This window comes from Photobacterium sp. J15, from assembly GCF_963870815.1.
Classification (GTDB): Bacteria; Pseudomonadota; Gammaproteobacteria; order Enterobacterales; family Vibrionaceae; genus Photobacterium; species Photobacterium marinum.
In genome coordinates this window covers 2,428,305-2,448,696 of the sequence record NZ_CAWMUI010000001.1, presented here as the reverse complement: position 1 = coordinate 2,448,696, position 20,392 = coordinate 2,428,305, and the positions used below count along the sequence as shown (strand labels likewise).

Annotated in this window: 18 protein-coding genes and 2 pseudogenes; 19 read left to right on the top strand and 1 reads right to left on the bottom strand. The window is 41.4% G+C overall.

The window, feature by feature from the left end; genetic code table 11:
- Positions 1 to 14: 14 nt before the first annotated feature.
- From AACQ93_RS11110 to AACQ93_RS11100, 3 genes are all read left to right on the top strand, one after another.
- The gene (locus AACQ93_RS11110) at positions 15 to 1,436 is read left to right on the top strand and encodes a solute carrier family 23 protein (RefSeq protein ID WP_007466969.1); all 1,422 of its coding nucleotides are present in this window, start codon (positions 15 to 17) and stop codon (positions 1,434 to 1,436) included.
- A 176-nt stretch (positions 1,437 to 1,612) separates the two neighbouring features.
- Entirely contained in the window at positions 1,613 to 2,929 is a 1,317-nt protein-coding gene (gene guaD / locus AACQ93_RS11105; RefSeq protein WP_007466967.1) for a guanine deaminase, read from the top strand.
- Positions 2,930 to 3,110: 181 nt separating this feature from the next.
- Entirely contained in the window at positions 3,111 to 4,493 is a 1,383-nt protein-coding gene (locus AACQ93_RS11100; RefSeq protein WP_007466965.1) for an NCS2 family permease, read from the top strand.
- Between the two features lie 97 nt (positions 4,494 to 4,590).
- On the opposite strand, the gene mobB is transcribed toward AACQ93_RS11100, so the two are convergent.
- On the bottom strand, positions 4,591 to 5,109 hold the full coding sequence (gene mobB / locus AACQ93_RS11095; RefSeq protein WP_064604994.1) for a molybdopterin-guanine dinucleotide biosynthesis protein B: 519 nt from the start codon (positions 5,107 to 5,109) through the stop codon (positions 4,591 to 4,593).
- 150 nt (positions 5,110 to 5,259) lie between these two features.
- On the opposite strand from mobB, the gene AACQ93_RS11090 reads away from it, so the two are divergent.
- The 16 genes and pseudogenes from AACQ93_RS11090 to tadF all read left to right on the top strand — a co-directional run bounded on the left by AACQ93_RS11090 (position 5,260) and on the right by tadF (position 20,391).
- Positions 5,260 to 6,726, top strand: a complete 1,467-nt coding sequence (locus AACQ93_RS11090; RefSeq protein ID WP_064604992.1) for an ATP-binding protein — start codon at positions 5,260 to 5,262, stop codon at positions 6,724 to 6,726.
- Positions 6,723 to 7,080 (top strand): annotated as a pseudogene (locus AACQ93_RS25470) (response regulator); the annotation flags it as partial. The gene AACQ93_RS11090 and the pseudogene AACQ93_RS25470, both read left to right, overlap by 4 nt.
- A 68-nt stretch (positions 7,081 to 7,148) precedes the next feature.
- Positions 7,149 to 7,379: pseudogene (locus AACQ93_RS25465) on the top strand (winged helix-turn-helix domain-containing protein); the annotation flags it as partial.
- A complete protein-coding gene (locus AACQ93_RS11080) occupies positions 7,372 to 8,283 on the top strand; it encodes a DUF2861 family protein (RefSeq protein ID WP_064604988.1) in 912 nt (303 codons plus the stop codon). The pseudogene AACQ93_RS25465 and the gene AACQ93_RS11080, both read left to right, overlap by 8 nt.
- A gap of 92 nt (positions 8,284 to 8,375) precedes the next feature.
- The gene (locus tag AACQ93_RS11075) at positions 8,376 to 10,793 is read left to right on the top strand and encodes a glycoside hydrolase (protein ID WP_084419128.1); all 2,418 of its coding nucleotides are present in this window, start codon (positions 8,376 to 8,378) and stop codon (positions 10,791 to 10,793) included.
- Between the two features lie 213 nt (positions 10,794 to 11,006).
- Positions 11,007 to 11,222 (top strand): Flp family type IVb pilin, encoded by a 216-nt coding sequence (locus tag AACQ93_RS11070; RefSeq protein ID WP_232323309.1) that lies wholly within the window; start codon positions 11,007 to 11,009, stop codon positions 11,220 to 11,222.
- Positions 11,223 to 11,345: 123 nt separating this feature from the next.
- Positions 11,346 to 12,122: a hypothetical protein gene (locus AACQ93_RS11065; protein WP_064604986.1), complete on the top strand. Its 777-nt coding sequence runs from the start codon at positions 11,346 to 11,348 to the stop codon at positions 12,120 to 12,122.
- Positions 12,115 to 13,455, top strand: a complete 1,341-nt coding sequence (locus AACQ93_RS11060; RefSeq protein WP_064604984.1) for a type II and III secretion system protein family protein — start codon at positions 12,115 to 12,117, stop codon at positions 13,453 to 13,455. The genes AACQ93_RS11065 and AACQ93_RS11060 overlap by 8 nt, the downstream gene beginning before the upstream one ends.
- Positions 13,455 to 13,919 carry a hypothetical protein gene (locus tag AACQ93_RS11055; protein WP_064604982.1) on the top strand — a complete coding sequence of 155 codons (465 nt, stop codon included), beginning with the start codon at positions 13,455 to 13,457 and terminating at the stop codon, positions 13,917 to 13,919. Before AACQ93_RS11060 ends, AACQ93_RS11055 begins: the two co-directional genes overlap by 1 nt.
- Positions 13,920 to 13,923: 4 nt before the next feature.
- A complete protein-coding gene (locus AACQ93_RS11050) occupies positions 13,924 to 15,126 on the top strand; it encodes an AAA family ATPase (protein ID WP_064604980.1) in 1,203 nt (400 codons plus the stop codon).
- Positions 15,123 to 16,388, top strand: a complete 1,266-nt coding sequence (locus AACQ93_RS11045; protein WP_064604978.1) for a CpaF family protein — start codon at positions 15,123 to 15,125, stop codon at positions 16,386 to 16,388. Before AACQ93_RS11050 ends, AACQ93_RS11045 begins: the two co-directional genes overlap by 4 nt.
- The gene (locus AACQ93_RS11040; protein ID WP_064604976.1) at positions 16,385 to 17,296 is read left to right on the top strand and encodes a type II secretion system F family protein; all 912 of its coding nucleotides are present in this window, start codon (positions 16,385 to 16,387) and stop codon (positions 17,294 to 17,296) included. Before AACQ93_RS11045 ends, AACQ93_RS11040 begins: the two co-directional genes overlap by 4 nt.
- Position 17,297: 1 nt before the next feature.
- On the top strand, positions 17,298 to 18,170 hold the full coding sequence (locus tag AACQ93_RS11035; protein WP_064604974.1) for a type II secretion system F family protein: 873 nt from the start codon (positions 17,298 to 17,300) through the stop codon (positions 18,168 to 18,170).
- On the top strand, positions 18,163 to 19,329 hold the full coding sequence (locus tag AACQ93_RS11030; protein ID WP_064604972.1) for a tetratricopeptide repeat protein: 1,167 nt from the start codon (positions 18,163 to 18,165) through the stop codon (positions 19,327 to 19,329). The genes AACQ93_RS11035 and AACQ93_RS11030 overlap by 8 nt, the downstream gene beginning before the upstream one ends.
- The gene (locus tag AACQ93_RS11025; RefSeq protein ID WP_084419126.1) at positions 19,326 to 19,853 is read left to right on the top strand and encodes a TadE family protein; all 528 of its coding nucleotides are present in this window, start codon (positions 19,326 to 19,328) and stop codon (positions 19,851 to 19,853) included. Before AACQ93_RS11030 ends, AACQ93_RS11025 begins: the two co-directional genes overlap by 4 nt.
- Positions 19,804 to 20,391: a tight adherence pilus pseudopilin TadF gene (gene tadF, locus AACQ93_RS11020; RefSeq protein WP_064604970.1), complete on the top strand. Its 588-nt coding sequence runs from the start codon at positions 19,804 to 19,806 to the stop codon at positions 20,389 to 20,391. The genes AACQ93_RS11025 and tadF overlap by 50 nt, the downstream gene beginning before the upstream one ends.
- Position 20,392: the final 1 nt, after the last annotated feature.

Below are 20,392 nucleotides of genomic sequence, written 5' to 3'. Positions count from 1 at the left end.
CGGATGGTATTGAAATGAAACTCTTTTATAAAGTTGAAGATAAGCCGCCCGTAGGGGCATCCATTTTACTTGCCTTACAACACATGCTTGCTGCTATGGGGGCGATTATTGCTGTCCCTCTGGTAGTCGGTAGCGCCATTGGTCTGCCAACAGACCAGATGGTCATACTGGTTAATGCCGCACTGATGGTATCCGGTGTGGTGACCATTATTCAGTGTAAAGGAGTCGGCCCGGTCGGTATCCGTTTACCTGTGGTAATGGGTACCAGTTTTACCTTTGTGGCAATCTCTATCTCCATCGGCCTTGATGCCGGGGTGTCCGGTATTTTCGGAGCTTCGCTGGTCGGTTCGATGGTGATGATCATCGGCAGTCGCTTTATGCCGCAGATCCGCAAGCTGTTCCCGCCTGTGGTATCAGGCACTGTAGTCGTACTTATTGGTCTGACTATCTTGCCGGTTTCCGTTGACTGGTTTGCCGGTGGCTTTGTTGGACAGGATGGTTATGGTGAGCTAAGTAACCTGATGCTGGGTACGTTGGTGCTTGTGGTGGTCATTGTGCTGTCACAGGTCGGCAAAGGGATTATCTCCGCCGCTGCTATCGTGATTGGTATGATTGTCGGCTATATCGTAGCAATGTTCATGGGTATCGTTGATTTTTCTCCGGTACACAATGCCGCTTATTTCGCTTTACCGGAAATTATGCCGTTCGGCCTGAGTTTTACGGTTAGCGGAATTATCGGAATGTCGATTGCCTATCTGGTTACCATCATGGAATCAACAGGCGATTTCCTTGCCCTGAGTGATGCGACCCATACCAAGCTGACAGGTAAGAAACTCTCGAAAGGGATCCTGTGTGACGGTATCGGTAGTGCGCTGGCTTCCATCTTTGGTGCTACACCGTTTTCATCCTTCAGCCAGAACGTCGGTATTGTTTCAATTACTGGTGTCGCAAGCCGCCACGTTGTTGCTGTTACCGGGGTGATCATGCTGCTGGCCGGTATGTTCCCTAAACTCGGCGGTATTGTGGTTACCATTCCTTCGCCTGTACTGGGCGGTGCCGGACTGGTAATGTTCGCCATGATCATTTCTGCCGGTATCGGCATCCTTTCCCGCATCAACTTTACTAAACGTAACATGTTAATTATTGCCGTCGGCGTTGCTTCCGGTATGGCGGTAACTGTGCGTCCTGAAATTCTGGCTTCGCTGCCTGATTCTATGCAGGTTGTCATGGGTTCAGGTATCACAACCGGCTCTCTGGTTGCCCTTGTGCTAAATACCGTGCTTGGCATCAACCGTGCCGATGAAGCCGAAAGTGCCGAGGAGAAACGTCAGGCTTTGGAAGAACAAATTAAAGAGTGCGAGGCATGTAACCGCGCACTGGAAGAGGAGGAGAAGCTCGCTCGTCAGCAGGAGCAAGCTGAGCTTGAGCGTAGCTGACAGTAAATAGAATCAGAAGAACAGAGCAAGCACGATTTACGCTTATATAGAGAGCGATTAAGTACTCCAATACAGAATCAGATAAAAGGTCAGTACCGGACCTGTTCATGACGTCCCCCTACAGGCTTCATGAAGGAAAAGCAGGTTGAAGTACAAGGACATCAAACGAGGTAATTATGGAATATTCCCAATCAATCAAAGCGATCCGAGCATCTATTCTGGATATTGCCCATGTGGTCGATAAGCCGGAAGACATCGAGAAAAATATTCGCTTTATCGAAGATGGTTTGCTGCTGGTTGAAAATGGCCGTATTGAGTGGGTCGGCCCATGGAGCGAAGGAAAGGACAGGGTTCCACCGTCTGTTCGTGTGCGCAGTTATCCGGGCAAAATGGTGATGCCTGGTTTTATCGATACTCACATTCACTATCCGCAGGCCGAAATGGTCGGCGCTTACGGTGAGCAGTTGCTGGAATGGCTGAATAACTACACCTTCCCGACAGAAGCCCGTTACAAAGACAAAGATTATTCCCGTGAAATGTCGACTTTCTTCATTAAGCAGCTGTTGAGAAACGGTACAACAACTGCGCTGGTATTCGGTACGGTTCATCCAGAATCTGTCGATGCCCTGTTTGAAGAAGCAGAAAAAATCAATATGCGGATGATTGCCGGTAAGGTCATGATGGACCGTAACGCACCGGAATATCTACTGGATACACCTGAAGTCGGTTACAACCAGACTAAAGAGCTGATTGAAAAATGGCATAAGCGCGGCCGTTTGCTGTATGCCATCACACCGCGTTTTGCACCAACTTCTACACCAGAGCAGCTGGCGATGGCCGGTAAGCTGAAAGAAGAGTATCCGGACACTTACGTTCATACCCACCTGTGTGAGAACAAAAATGAAATTGCCTGGGTGAAGGAGCTTTACCCTGAGCAGGATGGCTACCTTGACGTTTACCACCATCATGGCCTGACCGGGTCAAAGAGCGTGTTCGCTCACTGTATTCACCTTGAAGACAAAGAGTGGGATTGCCTGCAAGAAACTGATTCGGCAATTGCTTTCTGTCCGACCTCCAACCTGTACCTGGGTAGTGGCCTGTTTAAGCTTCAGGAAGCCTGGAAGCGCAAGGTAAAAGTCGGCATGGGTACCGACATCGGCGCTGGTACGACCTTTAATATGCTGCAAACCCTTAACGAAGCCTATAAAGTTATGCAGCTTCAGCAGCACCGTTTGTCTGCTTTTGAAGCGTTTTACCTGGCGACCCTGGGGGCGGCGAAATCACTGTCACTGGATCATCTGATCGGTAACTTTGAGGTTGGTAAAGAAGCTGATTTCGTGATTATCGACCCATGTTCAACACCATTACAGCAATTGCGCTATGACAGCTCGAAAGATCTGGCAGAGAAGCTGTTTATGTTGATGACACTGGGTGATGACCGCAGCATCTACCGAACCTACGTTGACGGTCGCCTGGTTTACGAGCGCGGCTAATACTTTGTCATAAAACAAGTTTTGTAATCATAGCTACACAAGAAACACGTAAAGAAGTATTAGGGGTAATTAATTTTACGTTGAGAGGAAGCTCAACATCTTTGTAAGGGCTGTGGAGAGTATTCAGCCGACAGTAAGTCACTTTGCTCTCCCGGCTCATGACTCACAAGGAACTATAATCATGTCAGAAAATAGTACAATTCAAAGCGACACCGCCACGATAACAACAGAAGCACAACCACAAGGCGGGTTAGATGGGTTTTTCAAGATTTCAGCACGCGGTAGTACCGTTCGGCAGGAGATGGTGGCAGGTTTAACCACTTTTCTTGCGATGGTTTATTCGGTGATTGTTGTGCCGAGCATGTTGGGTGCGGCAGGCTTTAACCAGGGAGCTGTTTTCATTGCAACCTGTCTGGTTGCGGCTTTCGGTTCACTTCTGATGGGCCTTTGGGCCAAACTACCGATGGCTATCGGCTGTGCGATTTCACTTACCGCGTTCACCGCATTCAGCCTTGTTTTGGGGCAGGGCATCAGCATTCCTGTTGCTTTAGGCGCTGTCTTCCTGATGGGTATCCTGTTTACCGCAATTACTGTAACCGGTGTTCGTCAGTGGATACTGACTAACCTGCCATTCGGTATCGCACATGGTACTGGTATTGGTATCGGTCTGTTCCTGCTTTTGATTGCAGCGAACGGTGTTGGTCTGGTGGTGAAAAACCCTTATGCAGGTCTGCCTGTGACTCTGGGTGAGTTTACTTCTCTGCCTGTTCTTATGTCACTGATTGGTCTTGCTGCTATTTTCGGTCTTGAGAAACGCCGCGTGCCTGGCGGTATTCTGCTGGTCATTGTTGCTATTTCAATTTTTGGTCTGATTTTCGACCCGAATGTGACATATCAAGGCTTGTTCGCTATGCCTTCATTCGGTGCTGAAGGCGAATCTCTGCTTGGCACAATGGATATTATGGGCGCATTGAACCCGGTTGTAATTCCTAGTGTACTAGCACTGGTTATGACTGCGATCTTTGATGCGACAGGTACTATCCGCGCTGTTGCTGGTCAGGCGAACTTGTTGGATAAAGACGGCCAGATCATCAATGGTGGTAAGGCACTGACTGCTGACTCAGTGAGTAGTATTTTCTCTGGCTTTGTTGGTGGTGCACCAGCTGCGGTATACATCGAATCTGCTGCCGGTACGGCTGCAGGTGGTAAAACAGGCCTGACAGCAACCGTTGTTGGCGGTTTGTTCCTGCTGATGTTGTTCTTATCACCTATCAGCTACCTGGTTCCAGCTTACGCGACAGCACCTGCACTGATGTATGTTGGTCTACTGATGCTTAGCAATGTCAGCAAGCTGGATATGGCTGATTCTGTAGATGCACTTTCAGGTCTGGTTTGTGCGGTATTTATCGTTCTGACCGGTAACATCGTAACCGGTATTATGCTGGGCTTCAGCTCACTAGTAATTGGTCGTGTGATTTCTGGTGAGTGGAAACGACTGAATGCCGGTACTGTGATTATTGCTATCGTTCTGGTTGCCTTCTACGCTGGTGGCTGGGCAATTTAATACTGAGTGATGGGAGTGACTTAAGCTCTTAATTACCAGTGTAATAAACAAATGCGAGAGCCTTTTGGCTCTCGCATTTTTTTTATGAAGTTTGGTATTAATTTCTCTTTGCCAGCCAATCAGCAATAAAGGCAGCCACAGCTTCCGGTTTATTCAGATCCAGTTGCGGTAGCGTACAATCATCCGGGCAGTTACCGTCAGTTGCAAAAGCAATAATGTGGGAATCCTGCGGATACAGCAGGGGTTTGCCATAGCTCGGGCGGTGGATTTCAATCTTCTCAAATGGCTGGTCACGAAAACCTTCAACCAAAATCAAATCAAGCTGGCTGTGGTCGAACTGCTTTAGACAGGCTTGCAGCTCTGGCTCATCCCGGTCCGGTTCCGGATATTCGAAATACAGCATATGCCTTTCTTTTGTCGCCATCAGGGTTTGCGCACAACCAGCATGGCGAAGTCGGTAGCTGTCTTTTCCCGGAGTATCCGGATCAATACTGTGGTGGCTGTGCTTGAGTAGCCCAACACGTATGCCGAGTTGTTTAAGCAGCGGAATAACCTGTTCCAGCAGAGTTGTCTTACCTGAGCCGCTGTAACCGGCAAAGCCAATAATCGGAGTCATTGTGATCTGTCATTCGTTCAGTTTTTCCTGATCCTAATGGAAATTCAGAGCTTCGTCATGATGAATCACAGCATGAGGCAAAACGTTATATGACAAATAATGGGCAATGGTGACATTGCGGAGACATAACTGCGCAGGATTATCGTTATAATGCCAAAAGACTTATTAAGCTTGGTTGTCATCTTGCGAAAGCCATTACTGATTTTCTCGTTATTTTTATTTTTCTCGCTCTCTGCTGTGGCGGAAAGCGACACTATAGAGGTGCGTTTTCAACGCTTTTTGAAAAGTATCAGTGAAATTTCTGCTCATCCCCTAATTACTAGGATTGAGCTTGAGAGTTATCCACGTCTGTTACTGACATTGAAAAGCCAATATCCAGACTTAAAGCGTTACAACTGGTCACAGATTCAGTTTTTGTATCAGTTCCATTTAACGTGTCGATTTGAACTGACGAATGACATAGGAAGAGGTTTGGAAAGAGCTATCGAATTCGAACTGACTTTATGTGCTCAACAACGTTTAAATGAGGTGTGGTTTACCGGTTCAGACTTATTGCATCCGGCCGGAGGCAGTTATGCCGATCGTTATTTGGATTATCTGAAGGAGTACGCAGAGCCGCAGGAAGTACAGTTATTTGAAAATAAACATCGACGTTTGTTGACGATAGCTAATTCTCAGCATCCGTTACACAAACGCTTGTCGAAGTTATCTCCTTCAGGGCAGGACGTTCTCTTGATTAGCGGTGCGAGATATTTCCTGAACAAAGACGGCTCTTTATGGCGTAACACCCAACAAGGTATTGATTGGATTGAAGCGGAGAAGTGGCAGTCAATGGCTAAGGAACAAGGCCTATTAGTAACACCATCCTCTAGTGAAAGTGGCAGCGTTTGTACTATGCAATACAGTAATCTCTGCGTTGCTCTTGATTTGCAAAAGAATCTGGTGGTTTACGGCGTGATTAGCTTCTTTGTCATGCTGTCATCTGGCCTTTTACTTCGACTCATCTGGGAACGTCGTCAGGAAGCAAAAGAGCGACAGTTTATTCTGCAGCTGTTAACTCATGAATTGCGAACCCCCGTAGCCAGTCTGGGGATAACGGTTGAGCAGTTCCGGGATGGTTTCGATCGGCTTGATGAAGTGAATCAACTGGCCTTTTGGCGCCTGATGGAAGATTACCAGCGTCTCAGTAGACTGACCGAAACCAGCAAAGGTTTTCTGAGCCAGAACAATGAAGACATGTTACTGATGCAAACTGCCTATGTGTCGGAATGGCTTGATAGCCTGACCGAGAAATATGACCTGAGCTATTCGCTGACAGGAGATAAGTCTTTGTCATTGCCATATTACTGGCTCGGGGTCTGTGCGGATAACTTGATTCGCAATGCAATTTGTCACGGCAAGCCGCCAGTTGAGTTAACAGTAACCGTAACCGACTCATTACTTATTGAAGTTTCAGATAATGGTGAGCCTTTAGCATGGTGGCAACGACGACCATCAGCAGCAAGAGATAATATGGGCTTGGGCCTTTTCATCGTCCGCCGTCTTATGAAGAAGATGGGAGGGCGAATGCATTACCGGAGTAACCCAACCTGCTACACACTGGAGTTACCGTTATGACGCAATTACTGTTGATAGAAGATGATCTGCTGCTCGGGCATGGGCTTGCTGATTTTCTGGTTAAACATGGCTATCAGTGCCAGTGGGTCAAACGGGGAGCCGATGTTGAAAAGTACTGGTTTTCGGCAGATTTAGTGATCTTGGATCGTCAGTTGCCGGAAGGTGATAGCTTGATTTGGTTGCCGGAGTGGCTGGTGAAAAAAGCGTTGCCTGTCATTATTCTTACGGCAAAAACAGAAGTGGATGACCGGATCGATGGTTTGATGGCCGGTGCAAAAGACTATGTGTTAAAGCCATTCTCTCACCAGGAACTTTTGGCAAGAATTCAGGCTCAGTTGCGTCCGTTAGGAGATGTTGAGGTTTTTTATAAGGATGTTTGTGTCAGTTTGTCCCGCCGAACTGTACAAGTATCTGGTCAGGATGTGGCATTAAAGCCAAAAGAATTTCAGTTGTTGTTATTACTTGTGCAGAACATCGACAGGGTTTATCACCGCGATGAGTTACTAAATAAGGTGTGGGGGTTTCAGGCTTTTCCGTCCACCCGTACCGTCGATAACCATGTATTGCGTCTACGCCAGAAAATACCAGCATTAGATATTGAAACTTTGCGGGGTGTTGGCTACCGCCTTAAGGGTGAGAGTAAGCATGTTTAGGAACGTACAGCGTAATGGTTTGGCTTTAGACCATTTAGCTCTTTTGGGGATTGTTGTTATTTCATCGTCAGCCGCAAAGGCCGACGATTGGTTAATGCCAACACCTTTAAAACCGACTTATGAAGCTTTACTAAACCAGCAATCAATCTTGGCCTGGCAGGAGCTGCAAATGATGTTAGGGCGGGATAAATCCTTACTGGACAGCAAGCTGTGGGAGGATGCTTTTGACATTATTCTTGAGCAGTCGAACTGTGGAAAGCAGCTTACTAATCAAGGGGCAATGATAGCTAATGAGACCACTGACGGAATAGGACAGATCACCGTATCTTTGATCAGCCGAGCCAATATTAACTATCAGGCTAAGCAACTTAAAGTCTCAATTGATGGCACCCCTGACATCACCAATATTGAGCTAAGTGATATGAGTGGTAAGCAATGGTTAAAAGGTAATAACTTAACACCGGATAAAGATGGATACCTTGAAGTAGAAACTGAAGATGGCGGCAATCAACTTCCATCAGGGCTCTATCGCCTTAAGGTAAATGATCGCTTTTTCCCCATTATTCTCGCACCCGATGATGAAGACGGCTGGGTGAAGTTTAACTCTCATTCCAATGCAAAAGGAGGTAAGGGGTTATTTAATTATTCGTTGCCTGAGGGCAAAACGGGCTGTAGCAAACCATTAGTGATGTGGCAGTGGCTTGATGAGGACTTTAATACAGTGGCACCGACGGAGTCGGTTACTTTTAGTCACAATGATGACGTAATTTTGCCTGAAAGAGCTCCTGAAGGCGGGCAATGGCTGAGTAGCATCGTATCGCAGAAATACTATCAGGGAGAAATTGCCATCAGACAAGACCGGCGCTTAACAATACCTGTCAGTGTGTTTCAACAAGTTCGTTAATGTAGTTGATAATGGAGACAGAGAGGTGACAATTTAACAGCATAATATTGCTGAAATAACGGTATTCCAACTAATTGAGTCAGGTAACCGTTATGTCACCAATTGTTCGATTATCTTTATTATTTATTCTATTGGCATTTCAGCCATTTTCAGCTTTGGCCTCGAAACTGGTATCTGAGACCATTATTCTTTCTGATCGTGAAAACATGGTTTCGATAAACACCGACACTCTCCAGATCGATTGGCAGCAGGGTCAATCGCTTTATGCTGTAAATGAAGGAATTCATTTAAATTCTGAAGAGAACACCCCGCGTTCGGACATTATTAACTCTAAAAGTCATACCGCAAGTTGGTTGTGGTTGGCAGGTAAAGTTAGAGTGACTGCGGCACTGGAAGAATCTGAGCTGAAGCTAAGTTTTTCTGCACTTTCATCTGCCGCCATATCACAACAACATCCCCTAAAGATCCGATGGTTTGACTTAACACAGGACAAAACCAAAACGCTTTATCTTCCTTTTAATGAAGGGATGAGAATCCCGACTGATCATAAGGTCTGGGCTAAATACCTTGAAGATGAGTATTCAGGGAGTAACACGTCGCAAGACTTAAAAATGCCATTCTGGACTCAAAGGATTGCTGCGACTTCAGGTTCGCGACAAAAGAGTAAGCAAGACAAGTATCTTTCTTATCTGCTGGTATCTCCGTTCAATAATGAAATCGTGTTCAAAGATTTGTCTCGTCAGCAAGTATCTGGACGTAGTGAACATGTCATTGATATGCAATTGAGTCACGAGTTTACAACTCTTAATCGCAATGACTCATTTCAGGTATTGATCCATCTTGGAGATGATAATTTGTCAGGTGCGCGTCGTTATCGTTACTGGCGTGAACAACGAGGGTTATCAAAGTCTTTAGCGAGCAAAATCAAAGCACAACCGACACTAAAAAAGCTGATAGGTGCCAGCCATGTGTATCTGTTTGGCAAGGACTTAATTACTGCGGAAGATGTCAAAAGTTGGTGGAAGCTAAAAAACTGGTTTTTTGAACAGTCAGAGCTGAATGTGTTTGCTTCAAAAGAAACCATTAGAGAGTTGCTGCCTCTTGAGAAAGGCCGAGATTGGTTCAACTCTTATCAGAAAAGGCTGTTGGTTGAAGCTATTAATCAAGGTTTAAATCAGAAAATAAAAGTACTGGGCAGCCCGGATGATAAGGATTTTGTGGCTCAACAATATATCGCGGCACAAAAGAGAAAACGGTATTTGGCAAAACGAGCTGGACGTTACTTATTATCTCCTGATTCATGGGGAGCAGGTTTTTCGAAACCAGTTCTGGATACGCTTAAAAAAGCTCAGCTTCACCATTTATGGTTAGGATTGGATAATTGGATGCCAGCATTTTATCAGCCAGATTTGGTGGATTTGGCCAAGAAGGCAGGGTATTTGGTTGCCACTTATGATTCGTACAATACTGCAATCCCACGTGGAGTTAACGATGATTGGCTAACAGCGCAAATACCGGCGGCAATGAGGGAAGAGTGCGCCATTGTTCGTGCTGATGGAACACAACAACCAGGTTTCCGTAAGCAAGGATATTACTTAAATCCAGCCTGTCGGCGAGACTATGTAGAGAGTCGAATCAAGGATGTCATTAAGTATGGGCGTTTTGACAGCATATTCCTCGATGTTGATGGAACCGGAATGGTTCGTGAAGATTACGCGCTTAGAAAGCACGGACTGGATGTTCAGCAAAGGGCAATGACTCAAGCTGAGATGGCTGATGCCTTTAATTCTCGTATGAGCTGGATCTCGAATAAGACAGATGTCGTACTAGGTTCTGAGGACGGAAATGCCACAACTTCAAGTGGCATCGCCTTTGCGCATGGTATGGAAACAACCGGCTTTGGTTGGACAGATGTAGAGATGACCAAAAATCGGAAATCGCCATACTATCTTGGTGCCTGGTATCCAGATAATAAGCCAGCATTCTTTTTCAAATTATCCAGGGTAAAAGAACCTTATCGCGAGCTCTTGTTCTCACCACAATATAAGGTGCCGTTATATCAGGCTGTGTTTCATGATGAGTTAATTAACTCTCACCACTGGCATACAGACAGTCTTAAATTTTCAAACGTACAGGAAATGCGGGATATCAGCAGTATGCTGTACAACACACCCGCAATGGTACATATCAGCCGTGATGAAGCATCCTCAGTTAAAACCAAAAGGATAAGGGCGCTGCAACATTATCAACAAGGCTTTGAACCGATACACAAAGCACTGTGGAATAAGAAGTTGAATTATCACAAATGGCTCTCAGCTGATGGATATATTCAACAAACTGTTTTTGAGAATGGCAGCTCAATTATCGCCAATTTCGATAGTGAGCCACGTAGTGTCAGAGTGGATATGCAAACTAAAACTTTAAAGCCGTACAGTATTGAAGCTACTTTGAAACCAAAGCTGAGAAAAGATACAGAAATAATCACTTGGCAATCTGTTATGCAAAAATAATATTTATTTATGAGGGGCGCTCTAAGAGCTGTTTTTTGGTCAATTAAGCATCAGTTAATATGATTGCTGATGCTTATTTTTATGTGGTATCCATAGTTTGGAATAAAAACATAATGGTTCATTATGGTGGTATAAATGTATTTACTTGGCGCTTAAAAACGAAAATAAGTAATGTGTCTCCGACTTTTGTTAACAGTTTTAGCGGAGATGAAAATGAAAGAAACCCTTCAAATGATGAAAGTATACAGCCGTCACTACATTGGTAAGTTTGTTAAAGACGAGCGCGGTGTAACAGCTGTAGAATATGCAGTAATTGCTGTTGTTATGTCTGGTCTTCTTCTTGCTGTATTTAAAGAAGGCACCCTAACAAATGCAATTACAGATGCAATTAATAAAGTTAGTACTGACCTTAATGCTGCGAAAAGCTAGTACTGACCTTAATGCTGCGAAAGGATGAACGGCTCTTAATATAATTTATTGAGTCTTTTCAAAGTAAGATTATGAGCTGTGCTCATAATCTTACTTCTAATCCATTTGCCATGGATGAAAGTAATGAATAGAAAATTTATTTTTATTGCTGTTGCTGCAGTGTTGATGTTGGGAATGTTGTATTTAAATAGCGCTTTTCTTTCAGCAACGGAGCCAACAGAGAAAGCTGTTGTAGTAAGAAAAGTTAATACTGTACAGCTTGTAAAAAACGTTGAGAAATCAATGCCAATCAAAAGCAGTGATTATGCAGTAATCAGTATGAATGAAGATGAGGCTTTGGCAAATGGTATTGAATTAGGTGTTGATAGTGAAATCCGCTCCGGGAGCTTGTATCGTAATAATATAGAAGCAGGTGCATTCATGAGAAGTGATGATATTGCAAATGCTGAAGACCAAGATTATATATTCTTATCTCTTAATAAGGATGAGGTGCCTTATTTCTATGAGATAACCAATCCAGGCATTATTGATGCAGTCCCTATTGAAGCTGGTGATAAGGTTAGTTTTGTTGCTACTACATCATCAGAAGAGAACATCAAAGAGCAAGGTTATAGCGAGCTAGACAGCATCGTCAGTAAAATTATTATTAACAATGCAAAAGTAATTAAAGTTAATGAAACTGTTTCGACTGATGATGACGATGTTGAAGCATCAATGAATATCCTTGTGGCTTTGAAAGTAGATGAAGTTCTAAAACTTGAAATGGCACAAAAGATTGCAGAGGTAACTCTGGTTCCTTCAAAGCTTTCTCAGCGTTTTATATCGATTAAGAGCAGTGACATTGTACAAGGCATACATGGTGTAAGAGAATTACGAGCAGGTACTAATTGTAATGATTAAAAATGGATTGAAAATTGTACTAACGTTAGCCTGTATGATTGCTTGCGTGAATTCTGTCTCAGCTTCAGAACTTATCAACATAGATAAAGGTGCCGCAAAGACAGTAAAAGTTTCCAGAAAAATCGAAACTGTCTTTGTATCAGACCCGAAAGTTGCAGATTATAAAGTTATTGATAGCACTAAAGTTGTAATATATGGCGTTGATATTGGTGATGCGACAGTTATTATATATGACCGAGGTGGTAATGAAGTTTATAATGCAGAGTTGGTGGTCAATAAAAGCCTTCGTGCTGTAAAGCAGACTTTGATAGCTAGGTATCCTGAAGAAAAGATCCAAATTCACAATTTGGGTGATCAAGTGGTCCTTGACGGTATTGTTAGCAGTGAAGAGATAAAAATTCAGATCTACCGTACTGTCGGTGAGATGCTAAAAAAAGAAAAGACTGTAAACACGCTTGAAATAAAAGGCCCTGGTGCAGAAGAAGGAAAAACACTTGATTACACCTCAACATATGTGTACGAAGGGGTAATCAATAATTTGAAAGTTCTGGCCACAGAACAGATTAATGTAAAGCTAACGGTAGCAGAAGTATCAAGCTCATTTCTAACAAAACTTGGCGTTAAATATAGTGATATGTTTACTTACCCGGATACAGGGAGTGTAATCCAGCATGTACTAGATTTTACTGCTAAAGATATTGTTGCAATTATATCTGCAAAAAATGATGACAAAATAGGTCAGGTGTTAGCTGAGCCAAATTTGTCTGTGATTTCAGGTGAAACTGCCAGCTTCCTCGTCGGTGGTGAAATACCACTGGCAGTTCGTGACCGCGATGGCGTTACGATTATTTATAAAGAGTATGGTATTAAGTTGTCAATGGTCGCCAAAGTAACTGATAGCGACAATATTCGGCTGACCATGATGCCTGAAGTTAGTTCCTTGGATGAAAGTTTCACTCAAAACAACGCATATGCCAGCCTTCCAGCCTTAAAAACTCGTAAGGCTCAAACTACCGTTCAACTGAAAGACGGTCAAAGTTTTGTATTAGCTGGCTTGCTGACTACAGAAGAAATGGAATCTTTAAGTAAAGTGCCAATTCTTGGTGACATTCCTTTATTGGGAAGTATGTTTCGACATACGGAGTCAAATAAAATTAAGACTGAATTGATCATTGTGGCGACTGTTAACTTGGTTAATCCGGTGAAAACTAAAAAATTGAAGTTACCTAGATATCATTCAACAAGTGATCTGGAAAGGTTATTGAGAATTGATTTATCTGGTATCGGTGATTCAGAACTTAAGCAAACTATGCAGAACGGAGGTTTTAACTAATGAAGAAACTTTTAACTTTGTTCTTGCTGACCCTATTTATCACTGGTTGTTCTTCGCCAAGTTTTAAAAATACTGTGAAGCTAAATACAGTTCAGGAAAAGTTTGAGTTTAATGTGGTTGATGAATCTATTGCTTTAGAAAAATCTGAAGACTTTTTAGAGGCGATTCTTGATACAGAATCTGATGCTAGCTTCATTATTCATTACAAGCCTCAATTTGCTAATGTGTTAGAGGAAATAACTATTCTGGCAAAGAATAAAGGGGTAATGAAAAAGAAAGTATCTACAGTCGCAATTTCAGCTGATGATGAAAAAGATATCTCCATTTTAGCAACTTATACTGCTGTAGATGAGAAAGACTGCGGAGATGTGAACTTTTTCAATAAAGATGAATACAAGTTCGGTTGTGCACTTGAATACAATCGTAACCTTAGCCTGGTAAACCCTTTATCGCAAGTTGAGTAATACTATGGATTTGGATAACCTATTTAAAACGTCATCAAATAAAATTAGTAAACAGTCTGGTAATATTGACCTGGTTGTTTCAGATGACTCTAAATTTGTTGACTCGGTAAATGAACTCTATGCGATAGAGGGCTTTGAAAAACCAGAGCATATTGCAAACTTACATGATGAAGATGCCTGGGATAAAATAAAGGTTAAAGTTCGCAATGTAATTATTGATTTCAGAACAAATAACGATATTGTTGATGAAGTTAGTGATATATCAACGAAATTGGATGTTGATATAAATATCATTGCTGTAAGCAATCTTGATTCCATAAAAGTGAAAGATCAAGTTCTGTCCCTAGGTGCAAACTATGTATTGTGGGATGATGAACTTAATGAGTTACTAGCAACACTATTGTCGTTAAATGGTATTAATAAAGTTCAAAGCACGACAAAAAAAACACGTATAGCTAAACGAGTGCTGTTTTTGGGTACTAAAGGCGGTATTGGTTTATCAGCTATTACATCGCTATTGGCTCATACACTTTCAGAAAGTGCTAATCTGAAAACATTGCTTGTTGACCATGATTCAGGTGCTCTTAATTCAGATATGTTCTTGGCAATTAAGGGGCTGAAAATACGACAAACGAGTGCTGATATTGTTAACAAAGAACTGGATAATGCAATTGCTAAGACATATGTTAACAAAGCGAGAGAAAAGTTAGATTATCTAATGCTGGAACGTCATGGCGAAGGGCATAGTGAACATACCAACACTCTCTATAATCTTTCTCAGCAATTAGTTGATGAATATAATTTTATTATAGATGCAATGCCATTAAATGGTTTTGATCAGTTAAATCCTTCAGAGTTGTCAGAACGCTATCATCGCATCTTCATTGTTTGCGAGCAGTCTGTTTCATCACTTAGAGCATATAATGGGCTAAAAAGAAAACTTGAGAAAACACCACATTTTCTTATTTTTAGTCAGACAAGACCTGCTAAAGATTTTGTTATTCCACTTGATAATGCAAAAGTGAGAATTAAACAGAAAGAAACAATTGATATTATGTATGAGCCTAGCCTTGAAAAGATCTTTGTTCATAAAGGTCCTGTTGGCGTCATGGAAACGAAGTTCTCAGATCCTGTTCGAGCCATCGTGGCTAACTTGACTGGTAAAACTATTATTCGTAAAAAACGTTTTAAGCTGTTTAATCGATGAACCAATTCAAACGAATCTATATTGAAATCCGAGACGAGATTTTTGACGCCCTTGATGCTTCAAGCTTGGTAGAGATAAGTAATAACGATCTTGAAAATCAATTAAAGGAGTCAGTTAACCTACTTATTGACCGAAAACAACTCCAGGTCTCGAACGTTCAGCGACTTGAGCTTGTTAAAGCCTTGCTTGCTGAATTAAAGGGCTTAGGGCCACTTCAGTCACTGTTAGAAAATGATAATATCTCGGATATCATGATTAATGGACCATCCGATATATTTATTGAAATTGGCGGTAAAGTTGAAAAGTCACCTATACAGTTTATCAATGAAAAACAGTTGGTAACCATTGCAAAGCGAATTGCATCTAATGTAGGTCGTCGTATAGATGAATCAAAACCACTATGTGATGCTCGTCTTGAAGATGGAAGCCGTGTAAACATTGTTATACCGCCACTTGCGATAGATGGTACTTCAATATCAATTCGTAAGTTTAAGAAACAAAAAATTAAGTTAGAAAACTTAGTTGAATTTGGTGCGTTGTCGGTAGAAATGGCAAAGGTGATATCTATTGCCAGCCACTGTAAATGTAATATTTTGATTTCAGGCGGTACAGGTTCAGGTAAAACAACCCTGCTTAATTCACTATCAGGTTTTATCGGGCATGGCGAGCGTGTAGTTACGATTGAGGATGCGGCAGAACTTCAGCTACAGCAGCCACATATCGTTCGCCTTGAAACGAGGCAGGCAAGTATTGAGGGAACCGGTGAGATAACTGCTCGTGATTTGGTAATTAACGCCCTTCGTATGCGTCCGGATAGGATCATCGTAGGTGAGTGTCGTGGTGGTGAAGCCTTTGAGATGCTTCAGGCTATGAATACAGGTCACGATGGTTCCATGTCTACATTGCACGCCAATACACCTCGTGATGCCATTGCTCGTGTAGAAAGTATGGTGATGATGGCTACCAGCAGTCTTCCATTGGAAGCGATACGACGAACAATTGTCAGTGCTGTTGATTTAATCGTACAGGTAAGGCGTCTGCACGATGGTAGCCGGAAAGTTATGTTCGTATCAGAAGTTGTTGGCCTTGAAGGGGACAGTGTGGTTCTTGAAGATATTTTCAGGTTTCACAATGAAGGTTCCGGTGAAGACGGCAAGGTTAAAGGAACATTTAGGACACCGGGCTTATCTACACGATCAGTGATTTATGAACGTGCAAAATTCTTTGGTTTAGATGGAACGCTTAAGGAGATTTTTGCATGATTTATATGATTCTTCTTGTAATAATTAGTTTAGTTATATTTTTTATTATTGATAATAAAGAAAAAAAGAAAATTAATAGCTTTATTGAATTTGAAGGTGAATTCGAGGGAGTTAAAGGTGTCAAGTCCGTTATTGACTCTGAAAAATTTGATGTCTCATTCAAATATAAATTAAAGCAGTTCATAAAAGGGTTGAAAGCTGATTTGGCACCTAATGCTACATCAAAGATACTAATGTTTTGTGCTGTAAGTTCTGGCTCTATATATGTGGTGAATTACTTTTTACTCAAACAAGATTTAATGCGTTGTTTGCTTATTGGTATGCCTATTCTGTTTGTTTTCTTTATGGTCAAGTTGAGACAGCTTCGCCACAATAGGTTCAGAGAAAACTTTCCTGATGCATTGAATATTCTATCTGGTGCTATTTCTGCTGGTCAAAGTATTGTACATGCCTTCGAATATGTAGGTAAGCAGCTTGATAATGAAGTGGGTAAAGAGTTCCAACATATGGCTGAACGTCTGTTGATTGGTGAAGACGCTGATGAAGTTCTAGCAAAGAGTAGTTCAACTTTTCCTTATGTAGAATATTTCTTTTTTGCTTCAACAATACGTTTGAATTTAAGTCGTGGTGGTCAGCTTAAAGACATTATTGCAAAAATAAACCGTATTATGTTTGAATCGAGAGCTCTTGAGAAAAAGAAGTTTGCACTAACATCTGAAGCGCGAGGTTCGGCGAAGATTGTAGGTTTTCTGCCTGTTATCTTTTTAATTATTTTGCGTATAACCAGTCCTGAAAATTATAACTTCGTTATGTTTGAAGAAGGTGGTAGGGGAATTTTCTATTATGTGTTAGGCAGTGAAATGTTAGGGTTTTTCTGTATATCACTTATTCTTCGTGGGGTAGGTTAATATGTTTTCAGGTATCAGCCTGTGGTTTATGGCCTTTGCATTACTCATATCCTTAGCTGTTGCAGCCTTAATCATGCTGGCCTCAGATAAACTAGTTGCTCGAATAAGCATAAACAAGATTGTTGGAACACCAGAAGAAGATAAAAGAAAATTAAAAATACTCAACAAGATAGTAGATACTTTCAGTTTTAACCATGAAGAAACTAAGAAAAAGTTGATAGCCGCAGGGATATATAATGACTTCATTGCTAAAAGTTATTATATGTTCAAGATTGTTCCTTTTTCTGTTTTGTTTCTAATTATTACTTGGCTATATGTTAATAATGAACTATCGATTGATATGTTCATGGTCTATCTTGCTGCTATTACGCTCTTTTTCCTAATGGGAATAGATATGTATGTTTCTATGAGAGCTAAAAAAATCACTAAAAAAATTAGCGGAAGATTACCGTTTTTGCTTGATCTCATGACTGTATGTGTACAAACAGGTATGACCATAGAATCAAGCCTAGAGCATTTAGCAAAAGAAATTAGTACGGTTGATGAAAATCTTGCTTATGTTGTAAAAACAACAGTTGAACGTGCACGTTTAGTTGGTATTGAAAAGGCAATTAATGAATTCGTGGATTTGGTACCTACCAGTGAGGCACAGAGCTTTGCCATGACGTTAAATCAAAGTCTTCAATATGGTTCTTCTGTTGGTCCTGTTTTATCTTCACTAGCAAGTGATATTCGTGAAATAACAATTATGGAACTTGAGGAAAAGATCGGTAAATTAGGCGCGAAAATGTCGCTTCCGTTGATCGCATTCATCATGGTTCCAATTATTGTTCTAATTATCGCACCAGGGATATTAAGGATGTTAAATGGATAAGAAATATAGAGTACTCTTTCCAGTAATAGCTGCTTTAGCTGGTTGTACCTCGACTGGTGCCGGTAACAGCGATTTAGATAGCAAGGAAGGCTTATTACTAAGTTCGAATGAGAAGGCTCAACTAGTTCAGTTTTATAAAGATAATCTAAAAAACAACGAGAATTATAAGCTGAAGCTAGTTCAAGTATATCTTGATATGAAAGATATTAAGTCTGCCGAGTTGTACTCAAGTACATTCGAAAGTGAAGATTACGAAAAGCCTGAGTACTTGTATACAATGGCACGTCTTAACTATTTAAAGCGCAACTATGTAAAGTCAAAAGAAATACTTAAGACGTTTCTTGATGAAGGTGGTGATGAAAGTCAATACTATCTGCTCACTGGTAAGGTGTTAGCGGAGCAGGGTGCCTATGACAAAGCTATCGAGTCTTTTGAAAAGAGCCGTCAGTTAGGTATGCCTGATAGCGATATTAAGAATAATATTGCTGTTGTCAAAATGATGAAGAGTGAATTTAGTGAAGCGGTGAAAATTCTATATGAACTATATTCGCAAAACCCATCAGATTCTCGTTTAAGATCCAATTTAATTTTGGCTGCCGTCAAGTCAGGAAGGCAAGATATTGCTTTGAATGCGTTAAAAGATATCTACAGTGAAGATCAGGCGAGATTGCAACTCAAAAAATTATCAGAAAGTTTAGCTACTGAATCTAGGAATGTTCAGATGCCGAAGTTGGTTAAGGAATCGACAAAGAAGTCTACACAAAAGCCTAAAACAACGGTGTTGAACAACAATATAAAAGAAGTAGTAAAATCGCCACCAGTGAATAAGGTTATTAAGTTAAGTAATAAGAATAAAGCGAAGCAGATTAACAAGCAGTTAGCTGTTAAAGAAATCTTCGATCCAAAGAGACTTAAACCCAATTCTGAGCACGTTTATCGCATTCAGGTCTTGGCGACATACAATGTTATTACGCCAGAGTATCTTAAATTCTTGAAGACAAATTATGGCCCTGTTTATTCCTACACCCATGATTTATGGAATCGTTATTGCGTTGGTGAGTTTAATAACTTATCTAAGGCAAAGGCATTTATGGCTGAAATGAATATCAAAGGGGCGTTTGTTGTAGATTACACCAAGAAAAGGTACGTAAGACTATGATGAATCGTCAACGGGGCTCTGTTGCTGTAGAGGCTGCTTTTGGTTTACCAGTTCTGATTCTGGTTATTTTTTCATGGTTTGATTTTTGTGTGATGAGTTACGCGATGGGTGTCGCAGATCATGCGATTACTATGGCCGTTGCTGAAACCAAAAAATTAGGACGAGCAGACAGTACAACCAGTGTTAACTATGAACAACGTTTAGAAGAGGCTCTTGAAGATGCAGCTGGTATGTTATGGCCATCTGTGATTCAAAAAGAAAGTGTAGAAGCAAAAATATACTACTTTAAAGATTATGAATCTCTTAAAATTTGTAGTGATAATACCAAGCCTTTAGATGAGTGTGATGGCGCAGGTAAAAAACCTAAGAATATGCCGATCGCAGTCTATGAACTTTCCTTTAACTATAAACCTTTATTTAATTACTTTTGGCCTCCTATGAGAATGAGTCGAGAAGTGATATCGATCCAGGAATATGAAAGATGCAGGTTTAAAATTGGTCCGGGGGCAAGCTGTGCAATATAAACAAAGAGGCGCTTTTACTGTTGAACTGGCTTTTATTTTGATGATGGTCTCTGGCTTATTCTGGATGCAAATAAATAATCTTATGGCAGTATCAAATAAAGGTAAGCTTGATCGATTGTCATATTCATTGGTTAATATTTTGTCAGAGCGACGACAACTTTTCGGCGATGAAGGTTATATGTGTAAAGACCGTCGAAAATGCCATGCTGTGCGTGATGATTTATATAAGATAGCTACAGCATCAATGGGACGTATGTCCGGAGGATTCAAGCCAGATGAGTTTGGTATGAGAATAGAAGAGCTAAGGAAAGAAGGTGGAAGAACGAAATATGAGTACCTTGATAAGGGTAACTTGAGTGATTGCAACTTAACGACCATTCAGTCGAAAGGTGATATTTTACCAAAAACATCTCGTAATCGATATCTTCCTATGTACAACGTTATACTCTGTTATTCGACTCCAGCTGATCTCATCGGTGCAACAAATAACAATATGCTCAAAGTTGTCTCATCATCATTTACTTATGCGAGGATTTAAT

Coding starts and splice junctions, on each gene's coding strand:
- AACQ93_RS11110 (WP_007466969.1), top strand. CDS start 15: ATGAAACTCTTTTATAAAGTTGAAGATAAGCCGCCCGTAGGGGCATCC.
- guaD (WP_007466967.1), top strand. CDS start 1,613: ATGGAATATTCCCAATCAATCAAAGCGATCCGAGCATCTATTCTGGAT.
- AACQ93_RS11100 (WP_007466965.1), top strand. CDS start 3,111: ATGTCAGAAAATAGTACAATTCAAAGCGACACCGCCACGATAACAACA.
- mobB (WP_064604994.1), bottom strand. CDS start 5,109: ATGACTCCGATTATTGGCTTTGCCGGTTACAGCGGCTCAGGTAAGACA.
- AACQ93_RS11090 (WP_064604992.1), top strand. CDS start 5,260: ATGCCAAAAGACTTATTAAGCTTGGTTGTCATCTTGCGAAAGCCATTA.
- AACQ93_RS11080 (WP_064604988.1), top strand. CDS start 7,372: ATGTTTAGGAACGTACAGCGTAATGGTTTGGCTTTAGACCATTTAGCT.
- AACQ93_RS11075 (WP_084419128.1), top strand. CDS start 8,376: ATGTCACCAATTGTTCGATTATCTTTATTATTTATTCTATTGGCATTT.
- AACQ93_RS11070 (WP_232323309.1), top strand. CDS start 11,007: ATGAAAGAAACCCTTCAAATGATGAAAGTATACAGCCGTCACTACATT.
- AACQ93_RS11065 (WP_064604986.1), top strand. CDS start 11,346: ATGAATAGAAAATTTATTTTTATTGCTGTTGCTGCAGTGTTGATGTTG.
- AACQ93_RS11060 (WP_064604984.1), top strand. CDS start 12,115: ATGATTAAAAATGGATTGAAAATTGTACTAACGTTAGCCTGTATGATT.
- AACQ93_RS11055 (WP_064604982.1), top strand. CDS start 13,455: ATGAAGAAACTTTTAACTTTGTTCTTGCTGACCCTATTTATCACTGGT.
- AACQ93_RS11050 (WP_064604980.1), top strand. CDS start 13,924: ATGGATTTGGATAACCTATTTAAAACGTCATCAAATAAAATTAGTAAA.
- AACQ93_RS11045 (WP_064604978.1), top strand. CDS start 15,123: ATGAACCAATTCAAACGAATCTATATTGAAATCCGAGACGAGATTTTT.
- AACQ93_RS11040 (WP_064604976.1), top strand. CDS start 16,385: ATGATTTATATGATTCTTCTTGTAATAATTAGTTTAGTTATATTTTTT.
- AACQ93_RS11035 (WP_064604974.1), top strand. CDS start 17,298: ATGTTTTCAGGTATCAGCCTGTGGTTTATGGCCTTTGCATTACTCATA.
- AACQ93_RS11030 (WP_064604972.1), top strand. CDS start 18,163: ATGGATAAGAAATATAGAGTACTCTTTCCAGTAATAGCTGCTTTAGCT.
- AACQ93_RS11025 (WP_084419126.1), top strand. CDS start 19,326: ATGATGAATCGTCAACGGGGCTCTGTTGCTGTAGAGGCTGCTTTTGGT.
- tadF (WP_064604970.1), top strand. CDS start 19,804: ATGAAAGATGCAGGTTTAAAATTGGTCCGGGGGCAAGCTGTGCAATAT.